The organism is Streptomyces sp. NPDC003016 (assembly GCF_053591455.1).
The window spans coordinates 99,391-122,715 of the sequence record NZ_JBSFTV010000024.1 but is presented as its reverse complement, the minus strand read 5'-3'; the positions used below and the strand labels follow the sequence as shown (position 1 = coordinate 122,715).

The following is a 23,325-nucleotide window of genomic DNA, read 5'->3' as shown; positions in this document are numbered from 1 at the left end:
GCCCGGGGCCTTCAGCAGAGCTTCACCCGCTCCATGCCGAGCAGGATCCCCTGCTCCAGCTCGCTCAGCTCGGGACCCGGCTCGATGCCCAGTTCCTCGACCAGGGTCGACCGGATCCTGCGGTAGACGGCCAGAGCCTCGGCCGTGCGGTGCGAGCGGTACAGGGCGAGCATGAGCTGGGCGTGCAGATGCTCCCGGTACGGGTGCGCGGCGGCCAGCTCCATGATCTCCCCGATCAGGTCCTGGTGCCGTCCGAGATCGAGCTCCAGCCGCACACGCTCCTCGACGGCGCGCAGCCGCGCCTCCTCCAGACGGCGTGCGCCCGAATCCACTCCCGGGCCCGAGAGGCCGGCGAGAGCGGGTCCGGTCCACAGGGACAGCGCACGGCGCAGTTCCAGGACGGCCTCGGCCGCCAGACCGGCCTCGGCGAGCGACCGCGCATGGCCGACCCGGGCTTCGAACACCGCGGCGTCCAGGTCGGATTCGGCCAGCCGCAGGCGGTACCCCGAGGGGTGGGTCTCGATCAGTTCCGGTGCGCCGGCCGCGGCGAAGGCACGCCGCATCGAGGAGACGCAGATCCGTATCTGCGTACGGGCGCTCGCGGGTGGGGTGCTGCCCCAGACCGCGTCGACGAGCCGGTCGAGCGCGACGACCCAGTTGGCTTCCAGGGCCAGGACCGCCAGAACGATTTTGGTCCGCCTTCCCCCGAGATGGACGGGTTCTCCGTCAACGGTGACGCGCAGTGGGCCGAGGACATGGACAAGCACAGCAGAGATCCCCCCGTACGTGACTTCCGAGCATCGTCGGAGCCGTCCGGCGCGTCCGATCGCGCGCACGACAGCCGCTGTCTCCTCTGCGGCGACCTGTCTCCAAGTGCCGGAAGGCAAGCTGGCGTTGACGTTTCCTGCTCGGATCTCGCGTTAGCTTGGTATGGACCTATGGAGGTGTCAAGCGAATACGAAGAGTAATCGCATGTTGGATGCATGGGTCCCGTTCGGGCGAGTCAACTCGCCCCCAATGCCCGCAAACTGACGTGCGTTCAGTCAATTGTCTAGACCTATTGACAGCCCTGGGAGGGCCCTCCTAGGGTCGCAATCCGGTGATCGAAAATGCGCCGGACATTCGTACTTGGGGGTTTTGTGAACAGTCCTGGTGAATCCCGAGACGGTGTGGCCACGATCGCGGAAGGCGCAGTTCCGCTGCTCCCCGTGAGTCTCGACGAGGCACACTCCCCACAGAAGGTCATGGCGCACGGAGACCTGCTCCGGCGGTTCGTGGCGGGGGACGAATTCAAGCCGATCCACATGCGCATCGGCATCATGGGCGCCTGCAACATGCGGTGCAACTTCTGCAACTTCCACTCCCCGAACGAGGAGCAGTTCTACGACCTGTTCTCGTTCAAGGACTCCATCGCCACCGGCAAGGCGGTCGGCCTGCTGAGGGAGTTCGCGGCCAACGACGGCCGTGCCGTCACCTTCTGCGGCAGCGGCGAGTGCACCATCCACCCCGGGTACGCCGAGATCAGCCGGGCCGGCCACGAGGCCGGTCTGCGCATCGGGCTGATCACCAACGGCTCCAGGCTCGGCCGGCCGGCCGTCGCCGAGGCCGTGGCGGCCACCCACACCTGGGTGCGCATCGGGCTGAACGCCGGGACCGAGGCCACCTTCAACGACATCACCCGGGACCGGGAGCAGACCTTCGCGTCCTTCGTCGGGGCGGTGGGACGGCTGCGCGAGAGGGCGGTGGCCCCGGACTTCCGCATCGGCTTCAACTTCGTGATCACCCAGCAGAACCACCGGGAGATCCTGGAAGCGGCCCGCATCGGCCTCGACTCCGGAGCGCACTACGTGCGCTTCGAGCCGGAGTTCTACAGCGGGCTCGGCCACGAGACCATCGAGGCCGTGATGCCGGAGATCGCGGAGTCCCTCAGGCAGGCCGCGGCGCTGTCCACGGACGCGTACGAGGTGTCGGTCCCCAAGCTCGACCGCGGCCCGATGGACCAGGTCGACGACGTCGAGGGCGACTTCGAGCGGTGTCACTACAGCCGGTTCGTCACCGCGGTCGGCGCCGACGGCAATCTCTACCCGTGCCCGCAGGTTCACCTCAACAGCCGCTACCTGATCGGCAACGTGCTCGAGCAGGGCTACGCGGAGGTCCTCGAGGGCGGACCGCGCGCCGAGTGGGAGGCCGCCAACCCCCGCCGTACCGACCTGTGCAAGTCGTGCTTCTACCGCCCGCAGAACGAGCTCCTGGAGCACCTCCACCGCGGACAGATCCAACTGGACCAGGCGCTGGACTCGTATGCGGTGGAAGTCCCCAGCACGCTGCACGCCGACTTCATCTGACGCAGCCCCACCAGCCACGAAGCCCCTGCTCGTTCTCACGGAACCGGTCCGAGAATCCCCATGCAGACCAGCCACTTGCGCCGGCTCCTCACCGCCGGGCCGACGCTGCGCCACGCCCGGTCCGACCGGGTCCGCTCCACGGTGGAGCGCCTGGCGCGCATCGAGCGCGCGCCGCTCCACGCCACCGCCGTCACCGTCTCCGTACGCGAGGGCCTGCGGCGCGAGCAGCTGACCCTGGAGTCTCCGGTACGCGGAGAGTTCCGGGCCACCCTCTTGTCGCCCGAGGACGCCGGGCCCGGGCCCGGCGTCCTGGTACTCGGCGGGAAGAACGCACAACTCGACCACCTCACCGGCGAGTCGGCGCCGGACCACCCGGACCGCAATGTCGCCGAGCGCCTGGCGCGGGCCGGCTTCACCACCCTCGCCTTCGCGTACGGCATCGGCGGCGGGCTCGACACCGAGCGGCTCACAGGGCGCGACGAAGGAGCGCTGCTCGCTCACGCCTTCGCGCTCACCGGCCGCTCCCTGCTCGGAGCCCTCACCGGCGACGCGCTCGGCGCCCTGGACGTGCTCCGCGCCCACCCACTCGTCGACCCGGACCGCACCGGACTGTTCGGGCACAGCCTGGGCGCCGCTGTCGCCCTGCACACCGCGCTCCTCACGGAACACCCCCTCCCCGTCTGCGCGGCCAGTCACCTCGGCACCTATCAGATGCTGTACGCACGGCTGCTGACCGGATGCGAGGGCGCGGCTCTGCCAGGCGTCCTGGAGTACGCGGACCTGCCCGACCTCTACGCGGCCCTCGCCCCCGCGCCCCTCCAGCTCCAGTACGGCACGGCCGACCCCCACCTCGACGCGGCCGACGCCCGCGCCGCCGCCGAAACGGTCCGCCGCGCGTACGCGGAAGCCGGGGCGCAGGAACCGGACATCCTCGAACTCCCCATGGGACACGGCACCCACGGGGCGCACGCGGCGGACTTCTTCGCCCGGGCCCTGGCCGCACCCGCGGCGCCTCCCGCCCCCGTGCCCGCCCAGCGCATCAGCTTCGGCGTCGCCGACCGGCGCGCCGTACTGGACCGCGTCGACGCCGCACTCGCTTCGGGCGTCCTCACCCAGGGCCCGCTGGTCACCCGTTTCGAAGAGCTGACCCGCACCTGGACCGGCACGCCGGGCGCCGCCGTCGCGTCCGGCTCCGCCGCCCTGGAGATCGCCCTGCGGGTGCTCGACGTGGCCGGCCGCACCGTCCTCGTCCCCGTGAACACGTTCTTCGCGACCGCGGCGGCAGCCGTGCGCGCCGGGGCCAAGGTCCGCTTCGTCGACGTCGAACTCGACGGTCTCGGCATGGACCCGGACGCGCTGCGCACCGCGCTCGGCCAGTACCCGGACACGGCCGCCGTGGTGCCCGTGCACATCGGCGGCATCGTCTCACCGGCCCTCGACGGCGTCCTGGAACAGTGCGCCGAGCGCGGCGTCCCCGTCGTCGAGGACGCCGCCCACGCCTTCGGCAGCGCCCTGGGCACACGCCCGGCCGGCAGCCTCGGGCGGTTCGGCGCGTTCTCCTTCTTCCCCACGAAGGTCGCGGTCAGCGGCGAGGGCGGGCTGCTCACCGGCTCCGGGCCCGACGACCTGGAACACGTACGGCGCTGGCGGGACCACGGCAAGAGCGCCGCCGGCTCCACCCTGCACGACCGGCCGGGCGGCAACTGGCGGCTCAGCGAACTGCACGCCGCCGTCGGCACCGTGGACCTGGAACGCTTCGCGGACACCCTGGCCGCCCGCCGTGCGCTCGCCGCGCACTACGACGTCCTGCTGGACGGGACGGCCCTCCTGCGGGCGCACACCGTGCCCGACGGCACCCGGAGCAACTACTACAAGTACCTGGTCTGCCTGGACGAGTCCGTCGACCGTGACCTGCTGAAGAGGCGACTGCGGGAGCGGTACGGTGTCCACCTCGCGGGCGAGGTCTACGACCGGCCTCTCTGCGACCATCCCTACTTCACCCAGGACACCGGGGGAGTGGACCGGACAGGGGCCTACCCCCGGGGCCGGTGGTTCGCCCGCCACCACATCGCCCTGCCCCTGTATCCGTCCCTCACCCACGGCGAGCAGATACGGGTGGTCTCGGCGCTGCGCGGCGAGCTCACGTGACACTTCCCGCCCCCGCCCCCCTCGTCCACACCTTCCGCCGCGGCGCCTGGCAGCCGTCCCTCGACACGGTGGCACTGCCCGGCGCCACGGGAACGCGTCTCGCCCTCGTCCCGGAGATCGTGGCCGCCGCCGACCGCCGCTGGTGGGACCGGACCGTCCCCGGCCTGCCGCCCGCACCGGCCGCGCGGCGCCGGCTGCTGCTGCGCGCACTGGACCTCTTCGAGCACGGCATCCTCACCGTCGGAGGGCTCGGGCCGCAGAGCGGCGACGACTTCCGCACCGCGCTGTGGCGGACCGCCGGGCTTCCGGCCCCCCTGGTCGACCGCTGGTGCGGGATGCTCCGCACGACCCTGGCGCAACGCCGCACACCCGAACCGGACGAAGCGCTGGCCCTGGTCTCGTTGCCGGGCAACACCTTCACCTGTCTGGACGCGGTGCTGGAGCAGGTGGAGCGCTCGGCCGCTGTGTGGGTACGTCCCAGCAGACGCGAACCGCTCTCCGCGGCCCGGCTGGTCGCGGCCCTGCTGGCGGCGGGCTGGCCACCCGTGCGGATCGCGTTCTGCCCGACCGGACAGCGGGCCCTCGGCGGCCTGATCAGGCTCACCGGCCGGCACGTGGTCTTCGGCGGCACCGGTATCGCCGCCTCGGTCCGCGCGTCCGCCGCCCTCACCCTGCACGGCCCCGGCCGGGGCTGCGCTCTGGTGCCCGAAGGCATGGGCACCGCCGAGGCGGTCGACTGGCTGCTGCCGCTGATCGCGGCCGACTCCGGACGGTTCTGCAGCAACGTCCGCACCGTCGTCCACGCGGGCCCCGCGGCGCCACTGGCCACCGCCCTGGCGGCGGAGCTCGATACGATCGCCCCCCCGCCCTCCCCGGGCCCGTGGCCGCTGACCGCCTTCCGCGAGCCGGGCTCCGCACAGCGGGCGGCCCGCTCCGTGGCGGACCGGATGCGCCCGGGGGACCGGCTGCTGACCCGCAGGCCCCCGGTCCTCGAAGGGCCCGGAGGCGACACCTGTGTAACTCCTCACCTCGTACTGATCGGCGAAGGCCCGCAGGAGCCGGACCGGCATCCGCTGATCGGCCACGAAGCGCCGTTCCCGTTCGCCGCCGTCGTGAGGGCCACGGGCCCGGCCGCCGCGGCGATCGCGGACGGGTCCCTGTTCGTGTACCGACCGCTGTCCGACGGGACAGCGCAGAGGGGAACCCCATGACGACCGCACCGAGCACCCTTCTGGGCCCCGGGACGGCCTACGCCGCCATGCGCGAGAGCGTGCCGGAACTCACCGTCGACCTCGACACCTGGACGCGCCGCATGATGCGGTGGCACTTCTCGCCGGGGACCGGCTCCCCGTTCTGGGTCTCCCGCCGGGGCTCCCTCGGCTTCGACCCCGAGAAGGACGTCGACGGCTTCGCGGCACTGGAGCTCTTCGGCCTCTTCGACAAGGCCGAACTGCGCGCCGCCCGCGCCCGCGACCTGCGCCCGCGCGGCTACCACGGCCGTCCCTTCCGGATCTTCGAAACCGGTGGGACGACCGGCACCCCCTGCCGGATCGTCAATGTCACACGCCTCGCGTACGACGTGGAGATCTACCGCCTCATGCTCCGGGCGCGCGGCGTGGCCCGCGGCGACATCCTGGCGATGACCCCGATGGGACCGCACGCGTACGGGCACTTCGTGGAAGCCCTCGCGGACAGCTGGAACGGGGCGGTGCACGCCATCGACTTCGATCCGCGCTGGGTGAAGGCCGCGCTGCGCGCGGGCGGCGAGGCGCAGGCGTACACCGACCACCTCGTCGCGCAGACGCTCCCGCTGCTGGCCGGCGAGCGGCCCGCACTGCTCTTCACCACCCCCCGCCTGCTCGTCGAGCTCGCCATGCGGCTGCCGCGCCCCCTGCACACGTACGGCGTCCGTGCCGTCTGCACCGGCGGCACCTCCTGCACGCCCGCCGAGGCCCAGTTCCTGCGCGAGGAACACCTCGTGGGCGTGCAGTGGATCGACACGTACGGCAACACGCTCGTCGGCCACGCCCTGCAGGCCGACGCCGTGCCGGGCGCGCCCGCCCTGCCGGACGGCAGTACGCACGCGTACCACCTGCCGCCCCCCTTCGCGGTGATGACGGTCGTCGACCCGCACGACCCCTGGCGGGAGGTGGCGGTGGGGGAGCGCGGCCGAGTGCGGGTCACCACGCTCCTGGAGGACCTCTTCATCCCCAACCTGCTGGAGCGGGACAGCGCCGTCAGGACCGGCCCGCACCCCTGGTTCCCCTGGGACGGCGTGGCGGCCGTGCGGCCGTTCGGCGACGGCGCGGGCGAAGAGGGCACGGAGGAAGCCGTGGAGGGCGTGTACTGACCGACTCCCCCCGCGTGCCCACCCCACCCGCGCCGAAGGACCCCCTCGTGAAACTGCACTCGAAGCCTGCCCCGACGCTGCGCTCGAACGGCGTCCCCATAGCCTCCTCGCCGGACCTGTTCGGTCCCCTCGTCCCCAGTACGGACCACCTCGCCGACCCCGCGGCCCTGCGCCGGCGCCTGCGCGCCGACGGATACCTGTACCTGCCGGGCATCTTGGACCGGGCCGAGGTGCTGCGCCTGCGCGGTGCGTACTTCTCGCTCTTCCCGGCCGGCTACCTGGCCGACGGCACCCGCCCCGAGGACGGCGTCTTCTCGGGCAGGGTCCCGGACGGGCTCCCCGAGTACGGCGTGGCGGGGCACCCCGCCCACACCTTCGTACGATCGGCCGCCTTCCGGCGTTTCCTGGACAACCCCCTCCTCGCCGGCCTCGCCGAGACCCTTCTCGGCGGCGGCGCCGAGATGCTGCCCCGCCGTATCCTGCGCCACTTCCACCGCGGGACGGGCCGGGCCTCCCGCGCCCATGTCGACCTCGACTACATGGACGCCGTCGCCGCACCGCCCCGCGTGCTCACCCTGTGGATCCCGGTGGGCGACTGCCCGAGGCGGACCGGCTCGCTCGTCTACCTGGAGGGCTCCCACACGCTGGCACCCGAGGAGTACGCGCCGCTGCGCGACACCACGGACCGCCTCGGCGACCGGCGGCCGATCTCCCACGACCTGGAGCTGACAGCCCGTCACCTGGGCCGCCGCTGGCTGTGGACCGACTTCACCGCCGGAGACCTCATGGTGCACGTGCCGCAGATCATCCACGCCTCGCTGGACACGACGACCACCACCATGCGCCTGTCCGCCGACGTCAGATTCCTCCGCTCGGGAGACACGCCCGACCCGCGCTGGCTGCGTCCCTGGTCGGCGGACGACGGCGCATGACCCCACCGGCCCCCGATCGGAGCACCCACATGCCCACGTCACCCGAACCGGCCGTTCCCCGGCTCGCCGAACGCCTCACCGCCTACGCCGTACTGGCCCACGACCCGGCCGTGCCGGCCATCGCCGCCGACTACTGGGCCAAGAGCGAGGCCCATTACCGTACGGTCGATGCCGCGCTCGCCGCCCTCGTGGCGGACGCGCCCGCCGCCGCGCGGCCGTACGGGGAGGTCCTCGCCGACCCCACGCGCGCCGCCGCGCAGCACGCGCTGCGCGAGGGCCTCACCACGCTGCTCGACGAGCGCCCGGAGCAGCGGAAGCGGCTGGCGGCGGCGGTGGCGGAGGCCGACCGGCACATCTGGATCGACTACCACCTCGGCGCCGAATACACCGCGCGGCCGCTCCCGGCGGTGCCCGGGGCGCCCGGCCTCCGTCCGCGCCCCGAGACCGCCGCCGTCCACGTGGTGATCCCCTTCCGGGACCGCGCGGGCGGCCTGCGGACCCGTAATCTGCTGGCCTGCCTACGGGCGCTCGCCGACCAGGAAGGCGGACCCGGCCACCGGGTCACCGTGGTGGAGGCCGACAGCGAGCCCCGCACGCGCCGGGCGCTGGAAGGCGTCGTCGACCGTTACGTCTTCGCCCGCAAGGACGGCCTGTTCAACAAGGCGTGGGCGGTCAACGTGGGCGTCGTCGAATCGGCCCGGGACGCCGCCTCCGAGCCCGCGTACGTGTGCGTGCTGGACGCCGACATCCTCGTGGACCGCTTCTTCGTCGCCCGCAACACCGCCCGCCTGCGCGACGGCGGCCACGGCACCCACCTGCCGTACCGCTGGTCGCTCTCCCTCGACGCGCCGTCCACGCTGCGCGCCATCGCCCTGCGCAACGACGACGGCGCCGCCGACGTGCCCGCGTCCGTCCTGCGCGGCCTGCTGCTGCGGGAGCCGCCCGGCGGCTGCGTGTGGCTGCGCACCGACGTCTTCCACGCGGTGGGCGGCTTCGACGAGCGGTACGAGGGCTGGGGCGGCGAGGACGACGACGTGGTCGCCCGCCTGAGCGCCGCCGCCTCGCTGCGCCGCTACGACGACGCGCTGCTGCACCTCGACCATCCCCGGCCCGAGATGACCCGGGACGACGGTGCGCCGTTCAACGCCCATGTCGAGCCGATGAGCTGGACCCCGGCCCACGGATACGGCGACCGGCGGAAGTTCACCGTCACCACGCCCTGACCGGCGCCCCGCCCAGGGCGTCCGAGCGGTGTGCCGCCACGATGACGTCGTCGACGAGAACGGCCTCGGCCACCGGGCAGACCGGTGGCCGTCCGGCCGCGACGGCCGCGACGAAGTCGGCGACGAGCGGCAGATGAGGATTGGCGTCCGGCTCGTACCGCACCCGCCGCGTGCCTTCGGGGCCGGCCACGGTCAGCTTCCCCGAGTCCAGCGGGTCCAGGACGAGGGAGCGGCCGCCGCCGTGGAACGCGACGCGGTCCACCGGCGGCCCGTCGCCCCACTCCATCAGACAGTGCGCGCGCAGTCCGGGCCATCCGAGCTCCACCTCGGCCCTGCGCTCGGCGCCCGCGGCGAAGCGCCGGTCCAGCCGCGCGCTCACCTGCGCGGGCCGCCCGAACAGCATCAGCAGCAGGTCCAGGCGGTGGCTTCCCGCATAGGCGAGCACCCCGCCGCCCGACACGGCGGGGTCGGTGCGCCAGCGCATGGGGTGGCCGGGACCGGGCTCGAACGCGCACCGGAACCGCACTTCCACCCGGTGCGGCGACCAGCGGGCCAGCTCCCGGCGCACCTCCCGCACGACGGGGGCGAGCCTGCGGTAGTACGCGACACCCGCGTCCGTCCGGTCCGCGGCGAGGGCGGCGCCGCCGGGGCGCAGGGACCCCGCCAGTGGTTTCTCGATCAGCACGGGCAGCCCGGCGTCCAACGCGGCCGCGGCCAGCGGCACATGGTGCACGACAGGGGTGGCGACGTACACCGCGTCCGTACCGGTCACCAGACCCCGCGGGTCGTTGCCGGACGCGGCGATGTCCCACCGCCCGGCGGCCGGCGCCGCGCGCGCCGGATCGCGCGCCCACAGGAACACCGGCTCCTCCCCCAGCGCGCGCAGCGCGGGCAGCACCCGGCGGGACACGACGTCGCCGGCCCCGGCTATGCCCCACCTCACGGACGACGCCTCACGGCACGATCGCCACCTTCAGCGTCTCGCGCGGCGGGCCGTCGTACGGGGCCGGCCCGGCGTCCGGGTACAGTGCGCGGCTCGCCGACAACTGCTCCATCGCCCGGGGCAGCTCCTCCAGGGCGTACGTGTGCGTCAGCAGCTGGGGAAGGAACAACTCCCTGGTGAGAGCCAGCCGTTCGGCGGCCTGGAGCGCCTGCGCGCGTGCGGTGTCGAGGGGCTCGGCGGAGCTGTGCACCCGCAGCCCCTTGCGCTCCCAGGCCACCAGGTCGACGGTGACCCGGGTGTCGACGTGGTGGGTGCCGAGCATGACCACGAGCCCGTTCTGCCGTACGAGCCCCACACCGGCGTTGAGCGTCGTCGGCGTGCCCACGGCATCGATCGCCACATCGAACTCCGCTCCTGTCCCGAGGAGTTGCTCCATACTGCCGTCGACCCGGCGCGTGGCGTCCGCGCCGGACCGGGCCGACCGCTGGAGGCGCCAGTCGTCGAGGTCGACCGCGGTGATGTGAGAGGCCCCGCGCAGCGCCGCCATGCGCAGCGCCATGAGGCCGACCGGGCCCTGGCCGAGGACGGCGACCCGGTCACCGAGCCGCACACCGCGGGTGGCGTGCACGGCCAGCGGCAGCAGCTGCAGGATCGCGCCCTGCTCGAAGGGCACCGCGTCGGGCAGCGCGCCCACGGATATCTCGCGGGCCAGGGCGAACTCGGCGTAACCGGTGGTCAGCGGCGTACGGACAAAGACGCGCTGCCCCGGTGCGACACGGGTCACGCCCGGTCCGACCGCCTCGACCACGCCGGCGATCTCATGGCCGTAGCAACCCTGGGCGCAGTGGTCGCGCTCCCCGTAGTAGTGGTAGTACGCGAGGTCGCTGCGGTTGCAGACGGTGCAGGCCCGCACCCGCACCAGCACCTCCAGGGGGCCGGGAACCGGCACCGGGGCGTCGGTGGCCAGGCGGATGTCACGCCTGCCGACGAGCTCATACCGTCGCATGGTTCTTCTCCTCCGTGTGCGGCAGCGTGATTCTGCGCGCGATCGGGCCGGCCGCGGCGGCCACCGCGAGGGCGGTGGCGAACACGGCGGCGAAGGCCGCCGTGTCCTGTCCCGCGCGCACGTGCGCCGCGTTGAACAGCGCCCCGCACAGGCCGACGAGCAGCACGCTGGACAGACTGTCGGACAGTTGCAACGAGGCCGAGTTCCGGCCCTGTCGGTCCGTGGGCGAGTGTTCGAGAGTGAGGACCCCGACACCGGGGAGCAGCAGCCCCATTCCGAAGCCGGCGACGGCGAGGCCGACGGCGACGGTCACGGCGGGCATCGCCCGCAGCGTGCCGCTCAGGACCAGGGCCGCGCCCGCGCCGTGGATCAGTGCGCCGATGAGGACGGCCCGCTCGCGCGGCCACGGCAGCCGGGGACGGCCCTGCAGCCAGGAGGCGGCGAACCAGGTGAGCGCCGCCCCGGTGAGCGACATGCCCGCCATCCCCGGTGACCACTGCCGTTCGTTCACCAGCATCAGCGGGATGTAGGTCTCGATGGTGAAGTACGCGCCCGCCGAGACGCCGCGCAGCAGCACCAGCGACGGGATGCCACGCCGCGCGCTCAGGGTGCCCGCGGGCAGCAACGGCCGCAGACCGGCGGCCAGCAGAACCAGCCCGGTGGCGGCCGCGGCCATGCGGTACGGGACCGACTGCGCCCCCGCGTACTGCAGCAGGCCGGCCCCGAGGGCCACCGCCAGCGCGGGCACGACCCGCAGCCCGCTCGTCTGCCCGCCCCCGGGGCTCTCCCCGGCGCCGTCCGGCCGCAGGCGCCCCAGCGGCCGCGCGAGCAGCGCCAGCGCGAGCACCCCGAGGAGCGCGATGCCGTGGAACACCCAGTGCCACGACAGGCTTTGGACGACGGCCCCGGCGACCGGCGGGCCCACCATGGACGGAACGATCCAGCACGCGGTGATCAGCGAGAACATGCGCGGCCGCAGCTCCGGTGGGTAGAAGCGGCCGACCACCACATACAGTGCCACGGTCACCGCACCGCCGCCGAGCCCCTGGACGTACCGCCCCAGCAGGAAGGGCAGGGTGGAGGCCGCGGTCCCGGACAGCAGCGCGCCGCCGGAGAAGCACAGCAGCCCCGCACACAGGGCGGGCGCGGGACCGCGCCGGTCGGCCCAGCCGCCCGCGAGTACGGTTCCCACGATGCCGGTCGTGAGGAAACCGCCGAACGCGAGGGCGTACAGGCCGAGTCCGCCGAGGTCCTGGACGGCGATGGGCATGACCGTACTCAGCGCCAGGCCGGCGAACGCGACCAGGACGAACGTGCTGCCCACCGCGAGCGTGCAGGCCCGGTAGGGGCGGGAGAACACCCCCGGCGCGGCCGTTGTGGTCATGGCGTCCCCGTGGCGGCATGCATGGTCGTCCCCCCGTCGCCAGAAATGGATCACCGGGAGGTTTGCACAGGCTGCCCGGCGCGTCAATCGAGGTCGCGGCTCCGCCAACTCGCTTTCTGGCGCGCCCATTTCGGCATGAATCGCATCGCGGACACTCCTTGACATCCCAGATTGGTATAGGCCAACATCCGTTCTGGCCTATACCAATGCTGTCGCGGTCTTCCGAACCATCGGCCCCGCACCCCGCCCCTCTCGGAGGACCCTCATGGCAGAGAACAGCCACCCGGAACTCATGCGGCTGGCCCACTCCGTACTCCAGCCGGGATTCGTGGGAACCACCGCACCGGACTGGGTGCGCCGCAGGATCGCCGAAGGTCTCGCCTCCGTCGTCCTGTTCGGCCGCAACATCGTCAGCCCCGAACAGGTGGCCGCGCTCACCGCGTCGCTGCGTGCCGAGAACCCCGACCTCGTCATCGCCATCGACGAGGAGGCCGGCGACGTGACCCGCATCGAGGCGCGCACCGGAGCCTCCCGGCCCGGCAACCTCGCCCTGGGCGCCATCGACGACACCGACCTCACCGAACAGGTCGCCCGCGACATCGGCCGCGCGCTGCGCGACGTCGGTGTCTCGCTGAACTACGCGCCCAGCGCCGACGTGAACTCCAACCCGCTGAACCCGGTGATCGGCGTCCGCTCCTTCGGCGCGCGCACCGACGTCGTCTCCCGCCACACCGCGGCCTGGATCCGCGGTCTGCAGTCAGCCGGCGTCGCCGCCTGCGTCAAGCACTTCCCCGGCCACGGCGACACCAACGTCGACTCCCACCACAGTCTTCCGCGGGCGACGGCCGACGCCGCCGAGATCGCCAGGACCGCCCTGCCGCCGTTCGTCGCCGCCATGGAAGCGGGCGTACGCACGGTGATGACCGCCCACATGCTCATCCCGGCGTACGACGACGAGCTGCCGGCCACACTCAGCCACCCGATCATCAACGACCTGCTCCGCGGCGAACTCGGCTTCACCGGCCTGGTCGTCACGGACGGCATCGAGATGGGCGCCGTCTCCGGCCGCTACGGCATCGCGGGTGCGACCGTCAAGGCGGTGGCCGGCGGCGCCGACGCGGTGTGCGTCGGCGGCGAGAGCGCCGAGGAGTCCACCACCCAGGAGCTGGCCGACGCGCTCGTGCGCGGCGTCCTGGACGGCACCCTGCCCGAGGCGCGCCTCGCCGAAGCCGCCTCCCGGGTGGGCGAGTTCGCCACCTGGTCCGCCGAGCTCGCCCGCAACGCCAAGCCCGACGAGAACGCCTCCGACATCGGCCTGGTGGCGGCCCGGCGCGCGGTCCGGGTGCACCGGAACCCGGACGCCGGCACCGAACTGCCCCTTGTGGGCGACCCGCACGTCGTCGAACTGTCCCCGGTGATGAATCTCGCCATCGACGGCGGCACCCCCTGGGGCGTGGCCGGCCCGCTGCGAGACCTGCGTCCCGGCACCACGTCCGTACGCATCGGTGAATCCGAACTCTCGGACGCCGAGGGCCTGTTGGACCGGGTCGCGCTGGCGCCCGCCACCGGCCGCGCGCTGGTGGTCGTCGTCCGCGACGCGGCCCGCTACCGCTGGATGTCGCAGGCCCTGGCCGTCCTCGTACGCCGCCGCCCCGACGCGCTGGTCGTCGAGATGGGCGTCCCCGCGGGCGACCGCCCCGGAGCCGTGCACCTGGCCACGCACGGCGCGACCCGCGTCTCCGGCATCGCCGCCGCCGAGGTGCTGGTCGGCGCCGTCTGACCGGAGGGGGCCGCCGCACGGCCGCCCCTCACCCGTATCACGCGGTTGACCCGCTCAGCCGCAGCACATCCGAGCCTGGGAATGATTGCATGCCGACGCCTGACCCCTATCTGCATCGAGCCTCTTCGGACATCCCCTACTTCAGCTCCGACGGTGAGTCGTACCTGGCGCAGAAACCGTTGCGAGACCTCCGGAAGTCACGACCGCTCCGAGTGCTGTCCGAACAGGACTTCGCCTTCTGGCAGACCTACGGCTACGTCATCGTGAAGCAGGCGATCCCCGCCGCGGCGGCGGAACGCCTGCTGGAGTTCACCTGGGACTTCCAGGGCCTCGACCCCGCCAGGCCGGACAGCTGGTACTCGGAACGGCGGTTCCGGTCGGATCTGGAAAGAGATCTGCACGTCTACGGATTCGTCGAGGCGTACCACCACCAGCTCATATGGGACAGCCGTCAGACGCGGCGAGTCTATGACGCGTTCGTCGATGTGTGGGACTGCGAAGAGCTGTGGGTCACCCTGGACCGGCTCAACCTCAACCCGCCCAACATCAAGGACCGCGATCGCGCGCTCATCGCGCCCACGGACAGAGGCTTCGACATCGAGCTCCACTGGGATGTCGACAGCACACTCGGCGTGCCACCCCAGAGAGTCCAGGGGATCATCGCGCTGAATGACACGCAGCCGGACCACGGCGGTTTCCAGTGCTCGCCCGAACTGTTCCGCACGTTCGACCAGTGGAAGGCATTCCAGCCGGCGGACCGTGATCCGGTCCGGCCCGAGGCCGACCGGACGGAGTTTCCCGTGGTCCGGCCGGAACTCAAGGCCGGCGACCTGCTGATCTGGAACGGTCTGCTGGCGCACGGGGTGGAACGCAACACCTCGGAGAACGGTGTGCGGGCGGTCCAGTACCTCTCCATGATGCCCGCTCTGGAGTCGCACCAGGAGATGAGACGGTCCAGGGTCGACTCGTGGCGCCGGCTCAGGACACCGGACTGGAACAAGACGCTGGTCGGCGACGCGACGAAGCACGAGTCCCTCAGGTACGGCAGGGCCACCCTGAACGACCTCGGTGCAAAGCTGCTGGGGCTCGCGTCCTGGAGCGGGAAAGAACTCGAAGGGACGACCGGAGAGCTGGCATGCACAGAATCTGTCTGACTCTCCCCACGAACCGGGCATGCGCCGACACGATATCGGCGATGGGTGACGAGGCGGATTACGCGGCGAAGAACTTCGACGTCGAGGTGCACCTGCTGATCCTTGACTCCTCCGACGCGTACGCGTTCGCGGAGCACGCCAAGACCGTCAGCGAGGAGCAGAGGGCGCCGAACGTGAGGGTTCATCACCTCGGCGAAGCGCAGCAGCGGAATTTTCTGCGGCAAGTGATCCACCGGGCCGGCGTCGCCAAGCCGGACCTGCTGCTCGATCTCATGCTCCCGGCCGACGTCTCCTACGGTGCCTGCACCAACCGGGCGTTCTTGATCGGCAGCGCGCTCGGGTGCCGGTCGGTACACCGCAGGGACTCGGACAGCAGCTATCAGCTCCTGAACGGTGAGCCTGTCTTCCCCATTCACCATGAGCTCATGTCACTCGGGAGAAGAGCCGCCGACGCGGCAAGCGCCGTGTCCGGGACCGAGCTGGATCCGGAACAGGCGCACAGGCCAGTGACGTTGGTGGGCAGCTCCTTCGTCGGTGAGCTGTCCGTGGACATCGGTGAGGTCCAGCAGCTCGACCGCGAGATCTACTACGACATCGTCAGCCTGTGGGCTCCCGGGCAGTGGCCGGAGGAGAAGAAGAGGCAGCTGGTCGACGAGTCCTTCAGGGGAGCCGGCACCGACACGTTCGTCGAGGACCACTCAGTACTGACCACCGTCGACCCCATGCGGGTGGACATGTGCAACATCAGTTTCCATCACGAGGTGTACGAGCTCGTTCCCCTGCCACCGGCCACCGACACCATCGGCAGTGACTACTTCCTCATGCACCTGATACACGACGCCAAATTACCCGGCGTCCTGCACAACCGGAACATCGTGAATTTTTACACGGCTGAGCGGAGAACCGACCCCGGGTTCATGGCCTACCAGCTGCGATTGACGAAGTTCTTCCTGTCGATGCTCTATTTCAATTTCATCTACGACAGGATGGCGATGGCCGGCGAGTCGCTGCTCGACGATCAGCATCGCGTCCGAGCTTCCGCGATCGTCGAATTCGCCAGGGAAAGCACCCGGTTGGACCGGGGAGAGAACGTACACCGGCTGGACGTCCTCGACCGATCCTACCGAAAGCTGGGAGGCAGGTACGCCGAGTTCGCCGACATCCTGGCGTCACGCGGCAGGCGACTGCTCCAGGAAGTCCAGGAGGACATCGAGGACTTCGCGCTCCTGACGGAAGCGTGGGAACCGCTGATGCGGGCGAGCAGGGCCATGGACGTCCACCACCGGCCATGGAGGTGAATACGCACATGCGCGCCACCCTGACAGCCGCTTCCGAGGACCAGGTGTTCTTCGATCCCGCGAGAACCGAAGGGCGATACGCATCATTGATGCGGGAGCTGCCCGGGACATCCGTCCGATGCGCAAGGAAAGCCCGGCGCGAGCGCGGTCCCGTCCACATGTCCAAGACGGCCGCACCGGGAGATCCGGTCCGGATACTCTCCTGCGGCGCCTACGCCACCAGCCGCATGGCACAGGGACTCGACGGCCTCGGCCCGCTCCCGTACGCAGGGATGAACGGCGAACGCCCGGAAGGTCTTGCGTAGATGGGCCAGGATGTGAATATACGGCACATCTCCGAAGGCGACTGGGACGGGATCGTGGCGCTGGAAGCCAGCATCTACATCGAAAGTGAGCTGTCGGAGGAACGGGAAGCGCTGGAGTCCAGGGCTCACGCCTCACCGGACACCTGCTTTGTGCTGGATTTCGAGCAGCAGATAGTCGGCTACTCGCTGGCGCTGCCCTACCCGACGTTCCAATATCCGGATCTGACCCGGGCGGAAGAGACCACGTTTCACTCGCGAAACCTGCATCTGCACGATCTGGCCGTCGCCGAAAAGTTCCGTGGCAGGGGTCTGGCAAAACGTCTCGTACGCCATCTGACGGCAACGGCCAGGTCGAAAATGTATGAGCGGATGTCCTTGATATCGGTTGGGGGAAGCGACGCCTTCTGGTCGGCCAACGGATTCGATGCCCACCGCGAGGTCAGCCTGCCGAAGAGTTATGGCACAAACGCGGTGTACATGTCCAAGGCGGTGCGCCTTCTCCAACCTGACGGTGCGTCGAGGTGCTGACGGTGAAAGGCTGTACGGAACGGCGAAGCTCCTGACCGACGCGTTCTCGGCCAGGACCACCGTGTCCGCCAGGAGACCGGGACCCGGCGGCGGCGCCTGCCGGCCGGCCGCCAGGCCCTCCTGGCCGCGGCCCCTCTGCGATGCGGTGACACCTGTGCCCAGCGCGCCGGGATTCGGCATCGGCAGGGCGACCGCCCCCGCCCCGTCCCCGACCGAGGCGAGGGCGGGGGAGAGGGAGACGGGCCGGACGAAGGTGCCGGCCGGACGGGCGCCGCGCCCCTGCGGACACTCCTGACGGCGCCGCGCGGAGCCCTCGCCGGCCCTGGCGCCACGCGCCCCGGGCCTCTGGGACCGGGACACGTAGAGTGGGGAGATCGTGTGCCGTCCCGCGTCGCGGGGCGGGACGCAGGGGCAGGGCTGTGCAGCGGCAGCGTGCGCAGGAGACATGGACGGGGAAGCGGTGTGTACGAGGACGGGCAGCTCGGCCGTCACGGTGCGGGGAGGGCGCTGAGATGAGTCTGTTCGCCATCAGCGACCTTCATGTCCGCTACGCCGAGAACCGCGACATCGTCGAAGGTCTGCGACCGGAGTCGGACGACGACTGGCTGGTGGTCGCCGGAGACGTCGCGGAGACCTTCGACGACATCGTGTGGGCGCTCGGGACACTGAACGACCGCTTCGCCAAGGTCATCTGGACCCCCGGCAACCACGAACTGTGGACCCCGCCGAACGACCCGGTCCAGTTCCGTGGCGAGGAGCGCTACCTGCACCTGGTCCAGACCCTGCGCGGCCTCGGAGTGGTCACGCCCGAGGACCCCTACCCGGTGTGGCAGGGCGCTGACGGGCCGGTCGTGATCGCGCCGCTGTTCGTGCTGTACGACTACACGTTCCGGCCCGAAGGCACGTACACCAAGGAAGGGGCGCTCGCCGTCGCCCATGAGGCGGGCGTGGTCGCCACCGACGAGTACCTGCTGCACCCCGACCCGTACCCCAGCCGTGAGGCGTGGTGCCGGGCGCGCCTGGCCTACACTCGCTCGCGGCTGGACCGGATCGACCCCGCACTGCCCACCGTGCTCGTCAACCACTTCCCGCTGGTGCGCGAGCCCACCCGCGTCCTGCACTACCCGGAGTTCGCGCTGTGGTGCGGCACCGAGGCCACGGCCGACTGGCACGTGCGGTACCGCGCGACCACCGTCGTCTACGGGCATCTGCACATCCCGCGCACGATCGAGTGCGACGGGGTGCCCCACCGCGAGGTGTCGCTCGGTTACCCGCGCGAGTGGCGCAGCCGGCCGGTCGCGCCCGCCGGACTCTGCCGCATACTCCCCGGACCGGGGAGGTGGCGGTGACCGACGCTCTCGGCCGGCGCGGGCTGCTCACCCGGTTGCTCCCCGACGACGTGATGGTCAGTGAGCTGTTCACCGACCCACCGGACGTCGTGCTGTTCCCGCAGGAGGCCGAGGTCGTGGCCGGCGCCGTCGAGGCACGACGGCGGGAGTTCGCGACCGTACGGCGGTGCGCGCGCATCGCGCTGGCCCGGCTCGGCGTGGCACCCGGGCCGATCCTGCCCGCCCGGGAAGGTCCGCCGTGGGCGCACCGCGCGCCGAAGTGGCCCGACGGCGTGGTCGGAAGCATGACGCACTGCGACGGATACCGCGCCGCGGCGGTGGCCCGGCGTTCGGCGGTCGCCTCGGTGGGCGTGGACGCCGAACCGAACGCCCCCGTGCCCGACGGTGTGGCGGAACTGGTGGTGCTGCCCGAGGAGCGCGGCATCCTCGAACGGCTCGTCGCGGCCGAGCCCGCGATCGCCTGGGACAGGCTGCTGTTCAGCGCCAAGGAGAGCGTCTTCAAGGCGTGGTACCCGCTGACCGGCCGCTGGCTGGACTTCAGCGAGTGCGTGATCGAGCCTGATCCGGACCGGGGAACCTTCACAGGAACCCTCAAGGTCCCCGGACCGGTCGTCTCCGGGAAGCGGATCGACCGCTTCGAGGGGCGGTGGCACAGCTTGGCCGGTGAGGGCCCCGGCCATCTGGCCACCGCGGTCGTCGTCCGCGGGCGAGGTCCGCTCTCCTGACTCCGCGCTCCGACCCCTGACGGGGCGGGGCCGAAGCTCCCGCCCCCGCTCACGGCACGCTCCCGCCCGGCCGCCCCGGGTGTCAGCCGACGTACACCGGCGGTTGGCGGTCCTTCCACGGCACGGCCTGCTCCAACTGCGCGGCCACTTGGAGGAGAAGGTCCTCCCGGCCGTGCGCCGCGACGAGCTGCACCCCGATGGGCAGACCCTCCACGCTCTGGCCGAGAGGCAGGCTGACGGCCGGGTTCCCCGACACGTTGAACGTGGCGGTGAACGGCCCGTGCGTGAAGATGCGGCTCAGCCAGGAGCGCACCGAAGGGTGGGGAGCGTCGTAGTCCAGGGTGCTGTGCGGAGCGGGCAGCCGGGCCAGCGTCGGCGTGACCAGCAGGTCGTACTCCTGGAAGAACCGGCCCACGGGCCGGGTCACCCGGTGCTGGGCCTCCATCGCCTTCATGACGTCCAGCATGGTGAACGCCTCGGTCTCGGCGAGCACACGACGCGACACCGCTTCCAGCGACGAGGCGTCGGGCCGGCGGGGCGCGCCCCTCAGCACCGCGCCACCTGTGGTGACGGCGGTGAGCATGGCGGCCTCGACGACCGCCTCGCCATCGACGTCCAGCCCTGTCTCGGTCACCGTGTGGCCGATCCACTCCAGCACCTTGCCGACGGTCACCGTGGTCTCCGCCACCTGGGCGTCCACCGGCCCGCCCGTCCACGCCGAGGTGGTGAGTGCCACCCGCAGCCGTCCCGGATCGGTACGGATGACCTCGGCGTACGGGCGCACCGGCGGCGGCGCCTGGTACTTGTCGCCGACCGCGGGCGCGCAGACCGCGTCCAGCAGATGCGCCGTGTCCCGCACGGTACGGGTCACCGCGAACTCCACAAGCTGCCCGAAGGCGACCTCACCGCTCAGCGGTCCGCACGGGGTGCGCCCGAGACTCGGCTTGAGGCCGACGAGACCGCAGGAGGAGGCCGGGACGCGAATGGAGCCGCCCGCGTCGTTGGCGTGCGCCAGCGGTACCGCGCCCGCGGCGACGAGCGCGGCCGCGCCACCGCTCGACCCGCCCACGCCGCGCTCGAGGTCCCAGGGGTTGCGGGTGGGGCCGTAGCGCACCGACTCGGTCGCGAAGCTCAGCCCGAACTCCGGCGCGGTGCTCTGCCCGAGTGCCGCCAGACCCGCGGCACGGAACCGGGCCATCAGGTCGTGGTCGACCACCGCGTAGGCACCGTTGATGCTGCGGCTGCCGAGCGTGAACGGCACTCCCTGGGCGAAGGGGCCGCTGTCCTTGATGACGAAGGGGACCCCGCCCAGCGGTCCGTCGGGCTCATGGGCCAGGGACGGGTCGAACAACGGCCGGGTCAGCGCGTTGAGATCGGCGTCGGCCCGCTCCAGCGCGAGCCGTGCCACCTGCTCCACCTCGGCCGCGGTCACCTCCCCGTCCCGGATCAGCTTCCGCAGACCGACCGCGTCGAAGAACGCGTACTCGTGGAGTTCCAGTGGTCCCAGCTCCTTGCCCTCGTTGCCGGCGCGTGGTCAGCGCCGCGCCGTCGCGGCCTCGACGTGCCTGGTGATCTCCCCCACGACGCTCTCCGCGTGGGCACTGACGAAGAAGTGCCCGCCGGTGAAGACCCGGATGCGGAACGGGGCGACCGTGTGCTGCGCCCACGCCCTGGCGTCAGCCACGTCCACCAGGGGATCGTCGTCGGCCGTCAAGGCGATGACCGGGCAGTTGAGCGGAGGTCCCGGCGCGTAGCGGTACATTTCGATGGCACGGTAGTCGCTGCGCATGGCCGGCAGGACCATGCGCAGGATCGCCTCGTCGGCGAGCACCTCCGCGTCGGTGCCGCTCAGCCGCCGCAACTCCCTGACGAGCCCGTCGTCGTCGAGCAGATGGACCCGCTCGCCACGATGGCGCGAGGGCGCCCTGCGCCCGGACGCGAACAGCCCCAGCGGCACGATGCCCCGGGCTTCGAGCCGCCGCGCGACCTCGAAGGCTATCGTCGCTCCCATGCTGTGGCCGAACAGGGTCAGCGGCCGGTCCGCCCAGCGCACGAGCTCCTCGGTGATCCGGTCGGCCAGGGTCGGAATGTCGTCTATACCCGGCTCGTTCATGCGGTCCTGTCGGCCCGGATACTGCACCGCCAGAACGTCGACGCCGGGGGACATCGCCCGGGAGACGGGGAAGTAGAACGTGGCCGACCCACCGGCGTGCGGGAAGCAGACCAGGCGGGTGCTCGCCTCCGGCGCCGGGTGGAACCGGCGGATCCAGTCGCCGCTCATGGGCAGTCCAGCCACAGTTCTTCCCCCTCGTCGTACAAGCCCTTACTGGAGCGACGGCTACCCTAACTTGTTCTTTAACATCCGATATCAAATGATGCGTTGAACTTGATCGCACGGTGCGGTGTCCGGCGTGCAGCGAAGCGGCCTTCGTCCGAACACGTACTCCGCCCACGGAACACACGCCTCCGGCACGGAGGCCGTGCGCAGGGGGCTTGGCCCGGCCGAGGCCCCGGGGTGGGGCCGCCCCACCCCTCGCGAGACCCGTCGGCGCCACCGGGGAACGGAAGCGGACCGCACCCTCGCCGCGTGACGGAAGGTGTCCAGGATCACGGGGAAGTTTCAAGATCAATCCCAACCACCGGTTATGCTTCTTTTGTTCGCTTGCGCCTGCAAGCTTTCTTCCAGTTCGCGACCGGGTTCCGTTCGGAGCTCCGGCTCGTCACATCGGTGACAGGGGAGCGCGGAGCAGGGGAGACGAGCCGCCCGGCACTTGGCCTCGGGCCCGCTCGCGCGGATCAATCGGTACGGCCTTCAGGGGCGGGAAAGACGGTCGTCCGGTCACTGCGAAGTGCCGGGCGCGGGGGGCGGGTCGGACTCACTCATGTTCAAGAATCGCAAGGGCGCCGTCCGTGGCGCTCGTCTCTCCGACATGCCCCGGCTCATGGAGCTGGAAAGCCTCTGCTGGGCCGAGGGTCTCCGGGTATCCGAACAGGTCATCAGGCAGCGCCTTTTCGCTCACCCCGTGGGGCAGTTCGTCGTCGAGTCCGAAGGTGTCGTCCGGGGTGTCGTCTACTCCCAGCGCATCGGCCGTGCGGACGACCTGCTCTCCGTGCGATTCGATACCGCCGACCGGCTCCACCGGCCTGACGGCGCGGTCGCGCATGTGCTCTCGCTGAACATCGACCCCCGCGAGCAGAGTTCGGGATTCGGCGACACGCTGCTGGAACACCTGCTGACGTGGTGCCACGACACCGGGGGCGCCGAGACGGCGGTGGGAGTGACGCGGTGCCGTGACTTCAAGCGGCATCCGGAGTTCGAACTGCATGAGTACATTCGGGCGACGAACGAGCAAGGGCGTTGCCTCGACACCGTATTGCGCATGCACCAGCTGCACGGGGCAGAGGTTCGCCGTCTCGTTCCGGGATATCGCCCCGGTGATCTCGTCAACGGAGGCAACGGTGTTCTCGTGGCCTACGATCTCCCCCGCCGTCGGGAGCGGGTCCGGCAGCTGTCGCAGGGTGCCCCGGCGCTGTCCGTCGATATCCCCGGGACCAGTCAACTCCGCTGCGAAGTCCTGGAGTTGATCGACGAGATACTCGGCGGATCCGACGCATACGAGGGAATCGCGAACCCGCTGGAGAGTCCGCTCTTCGAGCTGGGAATCGATTCCGCGGGTCTGCTTGATCTCCAGGACAGGATAAAGACCCGGTTCGGCGTTCAACTCGAATCGCTCTTCTTCTTCGAGCACAACACCGGCGCACGGATCGTTGCGTATCTCGACGGCCTCAGGGGAGAGGGACCGAGCCACACGCCGGACATCCCGCGGCCGATCCGAACCGGGCCGGTCACCGGGC

At 71.3% G+C, this 23,325-nt stretch carries 17 protein-coding genes and 2 pseudogenes; 13 read left to right on the top strand and 6 right to left on the bottom strand.

What is annotated here, in order from left to right:
* Positions 1-11: 11 nt before the first annotated feature.
* Positions 12-767, bottom strand: coding sequence for an AfsR/SARP family transcriptional regulator (locus tag ACWDZ4_RS21570; protein WP_451510023.1), 756 nt, complete (start codon positions 765-767; stop codon positions 12-14).
* Between the two features lie 441 nt (positions 768-1,208).
* Between ACWDZ4_RS21570 and ACWDZ4_RS21565 the strand changes: the two genes are divergently transcribed.
* The 6 genes from ACWDZ4_RS21565 to ACWDZ4_RS21540 are packed head-to-tail and all read left to right on the top strand — an operon-like array spanning position 1,209 to position 8,998.
* The gene (locus ACWDZ4_RS21565) at positions 1,209-2,345 is read left to right on the top strand and encodes a radical SAM protein (protein ID WP_451510022.1); all 1,137 of its coding nucleotides are present in this window, start codon (positions 1,209-1,211) and stop codon (positions 2,343-2,345) included.
* A 60-nt stretch (positions 2,346-2,405) separates the two neighbouring features.
* Positions 2,406-4,493 (top strand): DegT/DnrJ/EryC1/StrS family aminotransferase, encoded by a 2,088-nt coding sequence (locus ACWDZ4_RS21560; RefSeq protein WP_451510021.1) that lies wholly within the window; start codon positions 2,406-2,408, stop codon positions 4,491-4,493.
* Complete coding sequence (locus ACWDZ4_RS21555) at positions 4,490-5,704, top strand: hypothetical protein (RefSeq protein WP_451510020.1); 1,215 nt, start codon at positions 4,490-4,492, stop codon at positions 5,702-5,704. The genes ACWDZ4_RS21560 and ACWDZ4_RS21555 overlap by 4 nt, the downstream gene beginning before the upstream one ends.
* Positions 5,701-6,843, top strand: coding sequence for a hypothetical protein (locus ACWDZ4_RS21550; RefSeq protein WP_451510019.1), 1,143 nt, complete (start codon positions 5,701-5,703; stop codon positions 6,841-6,843). Before ACWDZ4_RS21555 ends, ACWDZ4_RS21550 begins: the two co-directional genes overlap by 4 nt.
* Before the next feature lie 47 nt (positions 6,844-6,890).
* Positions 6,891-7,775 (top strand): phytanoyl-CoA dioxygenase family protein, encoded by an 885-nt coding sequence (locus ACWDZ4_RS21545; protein ID WP_451510018.1) that lies wholly within the window; start codon positions 6,891-6,893, stop codon positions 7,773-7,775.
* Between the two features lie 29 nt (positions 7,776-7,804).
* Positions 7,805-8,998 carry a glycosyltransferase gene (locus ACWDZ4_RS21540; protein ID WP_451510017.1) on the top strand — a complete coding sequence of 398 codons (1,194 nt, stop codon included), beginning with the start codon at positions 7,805-7,807 and terminating at the stop codon, positions 8,996-8,998.
* On the opposite strand, the gene ACWDZ4_RS21535 is transcribed toward ACWDZ4_RS21540, so the two are convergent.
* From ACWDZ4_RS21535 to ACWDZ4_RS21525, 3 genes are read right to left on the bottom strand one after another with little or no spacing between them, the layout of a single operon-like run.
* Entirely contained in the window at positions 8,985-9,941 is a 957-nt protein-coding gene (locus ACWDZ4_RS21535; protein WP_451510016.1) for a Gfo/Idh/MocA family protein, read from the bottom strand. The genes ACWDZ4_RS21540 and ACWDZ4_RS21535 overlap by 14 nt on opposite strands.
* Before the next feature lie 10 nt (positions 9,942-9,951).
* Positions 9,952-10,947, bottom strand: a complete 996-nt coding sequence (locus ACWDZ4_RS21530) for a zinc-dependent alcohol dehydrogenase (RefSeq protein ID WP_451510015.1) — start codon at positions 10,945-10,947, stop codon at positions 9,952-9,954.
* Entirely contained in the window at positions 10,934-12,331 is a 1,398-nt protein-coding gene (locus ACWDZ4_RS21525) for an MFS transporter (protein ID WP_451510014.1), read from the bottom strand. Before ACWDZ4_RS21525 ends, ACWDZ4_RS21530 begins: the two co-directional genes overlap by 14 nt.
* Before the next feature lie 265 nt (positions 12,332-12,596).
* On the opposite strand from ACWDZ4_RS21525, the gene ACWDZ4_RS21520 reads away from it, so the two are divergent.
* From ACWDZ4_RS21520 to ACWDZ4_RS21495, 6 genes are all read left to right on the top strand, one after another.
* Positions 12,597-14,111 (top strand): glycoside hydrolase family 3 protein, encoded by a 1,515-nt coding sequence (locus ACWDZ4_RS21520; RefSeq protein ID WP_451510013.1) that lies wholly within the window; start codon positions 12,597-12,599, stop codon positions 14,109-14,111.
* An 89-nt stretch (positions 14,112-14,200) separates the two neighbouring features.
* Complete coding sequence (locus ACWDZ4_RS21515; protein WP_451510012.1) at positions 14,201-15,265, top strand: phytanoyl-CoA dioxygenase family protein; 1,065 nt, start codon at positions 14,201-14,203, stop codon at positions 15,263-15,265.
* Positions 15,247-16,563 carry a DUF6271 family protein gene (locus ACWDZ4_RS21510; protein ID WP_451510011.1) on the top strand — a complete coding sequence of 439 codons (1,317 nt, stop codon included), beginning with the start codon at positions 15,247-15,249 and terminating at the stop codon, positions 16,561-16,563. Before ACWDZ4_RS21515 ends, ACWDZ4_RS21510 begins: the two co-directional genes overlap by 19 nt.
* Before the next feature lie 305 nt (positions 16,564-16,868).
* On the top strand, positions 16,869-17,396 hold the full coding sequence (locus ACWDZ4_RS21505; protein ID WP_451510010.1) for a GNAT family N-acetyltransferase: 528 nt from the start codon (positions 16,869-16,871) through the stop codon (positions 17,394-17,396).
* A 512-nt stretch (positions 17,397-17,908) separates the two neighbouring features.
* The gene (locus ACWDZ4_RS21500) at positions 17,909-18,745 is read left to right on the top strand and encodes a metallophosphoesterase family protein (protein ID WP_451510009.1); all 837 of its coding nucleotides are present in this window, start codon (positions 17,909-17,911) and stop codon (positions 18,743-18,745) included.
* A gap of 23 nt (positions 18,746-18,768) precedes the next feature.
* Positions 18,769-19,470, top strand: a complete 702-nt coding sequence (locus ACWDZ4_RS21495; protein ID WP_451510034.1) for a 4'-phosphopantetheinyl transferase family protein — start codon at positions 18,769-18,771, stop codon at positions 19,468-19,470.
* 82 nt (positions 19,471-19,552) lie between these two features.
* Here the strand turns inward: ACWDZ4_RS21495 and ACWDZ4_RS21490 are convergent.
* Together ACWDZ4_RS21490 and ACWDZ4_RS21485 are read right to left on the bottom strand one after the other, a co-directional pair.
* A pseudogene (locus tag ACWDZ4_RS21490) lies at positions 19,553-20,797 on the bottom strand (amidase); the annotation flags it as partial.
* Between the two features lie 207 nt (positions 20,798-21,004).
* Positions 21,005-21,751, bottom strand: coding sequence for a thioesterase II family protein (locus tag ACWDZ4_RS21485; protein WP_451510033.1), 747 nt, complete (start codon positions 21,749-21,751; stop codon positions 21,005-21,007).
* Positions 21,752-22,352: 601 nt separating this feature from the next.
* On the opposite strand from ACWDZ4_RS21485, the pseudogene ACWDZ4_RS21480 reads away from it, so the two are divergent.
* Positions 22,353-23,189 (top strand): annotated as a pseudogene (locus tag ACWDZ4_RS21480) (GNAT family N-acetyltransferase); the annotation flags it as partial.
* Between the last annotated feature and the right edge of the window lie 136 nt (positions 23,190-23,325).